1 protein-coding gene is annotated in these 1,565 nt (G+C 68.4%); it reads right to left on the bottom strand.

Going from position 1 to position 1,565, the window contains the following annotated elements; genetic code table 11:
• The coding region (locus tag ACIQRW_RS38365) for a polyketide synthase dehydratase domain-containing protein (RefSeq protein WP_403770004.1) at positions 1–1,548 on the bottom strand (1,548 nt) is incomplete at its 3' end.
• Positions 1,549–1,565 lie beyond the last annotated feature (17 nt).

Genomic DNA, 1,565 nt, shown 5'->3' with positions numbered 1-1,565 from the left:
TTGGAGGGTGGTGAGGGTGTGTTCGGTGACGTCGTGGATGTTGCCGGTGGGGACTTCGATCAGGGTGTGATCGGTGGTCCGGGTGTTCGGGGTGATCTGCGGCCAGGCGACCTCGAACAGCCCGTCGATGGGTGGTGTGAGTTCGGCGCCGACGGGGCGGGTGAGGAGACGGTCGATCGTGAGGACGGGGGTGCCGTTCTCGTCGATGGCGTGGAGGCTCAGTCCGTTGCCGTCGTCGGGTGCCAGCCGGACCCGGATGGTTCCGGCTTCCCTGGTGTGGAGGGTGACGCCGTTCCAGGAGAACGGTAGGGCCAGGCTGTCCGCGGTGCCTGCCGCCGGGTGCAGCGCGGCGTCGAGCAGTGCCGGGTGTATGCCGAAGCCGTTTTCCGGAACCTGGACTTCGGCGTAGAGGACTTCTCCGTCACGCCATGCGTGGGTGAGGCCCTGGAACACCGGGCCGTACTCCAGTCCGCGCTGGGTGAGCGTGACGTACAGCTCGTCCACGTCGAGAGGTGTGCCGGCGGGGGGCCAGGCGAATTCCTGGGGTGTGGCGGGGGTCGAGCTGAGGGTACCGGTGGCGTGGAGGGTCCAGTCGTTGTCGGTGCGCGAGTGGATCGTCACGGCGTCGTCGATGACCTTGACCTGGACCTGGACGGCCTCGGTGAGCAGCATCGGAGCCTCGATGACGAGCTCGTCGAGCGTGCTGTGGCCGGCGAGTTCACCTGCGTGGAGGGCCATGTCGACCAGGGCTGTGCCGGGGACGACGACGGTGCCGCGTACCTTGTGGTCCGCGAGCCACGACGAAGGCGACAACCGCCCCGTGAGCACCGTGCTCTCGCCGTCCGCGAGCCGGAGCAGCCCGCCCAGCAACGGGTGCCCGCTCTCGCCCAGCCCGAGCTCGGTCGCGTTGCCTCCGCCTGTCGGCACCAGCCAGTAACGCTCGTGCTGGAACGCGTACGTCGGCAGGTCGACCAGATTCCCCTGGGCGACGGTGACCGGGCGCCCGTGGACGTAGGCGGTGCCGAGTGCGGTGAGGGTGGTGGTGGTCTCGTCGCGTCCGCGGCGCAGTGCTGCGGTGAAGGTGCCTTCTGCGGATTGCTGGGCCTGGGCGGTGAGGACGCCGTCGGGGCCGAGTTCGATGTAGGTGGTGACGCCGCGTGTCTCCAGCTCCACCACGGCGTGGTGGAAGCGGACTGCCGAGCGGACCTGGGTGACCCAGTACTCGGGATCGGTCAGGTCACTGTCGACGGCCACGGTCGAGACGATCGGGATCTGGGGTGCGGAGTAGGTGAGGGTACGGGCCACGGTGCGGAAGTCGTCGAGCATCGCGTCCATGTGGTGCGAGTGGAACGCGTGGCTGACAGCCAGTTGCTTGGTCTTGCGGTGGGCGAAGTGTGCCGCGATCTTCGCTGTGTTGTCGCCGGAGACCACGATCGAGCGGGGTCCGTTGATGGCGGCGATGCTGACCGTGTCGTCGAGGTGGGGGGTGATTTCTTCTTCGGTGGCTTCGATGGCGGTCATGGTGCCGGTGTGGGGGAGGGCGTCCATGAGGGTGGCGCGGGCGG

The sequence above is a fragment of the Streptomyces sp. NPDC091287 genome, assembly GCF_044768525.1.
GTDB lineage: Bacteria > Actinomycetota > Actinomycetes > Streptomycetales > Streptomycetaceae > Streptomyces.
Note: the sequence above shows the minus strand (reverse complement) of the source record. Positions and strands in the feature narration are given on the sequence as shown.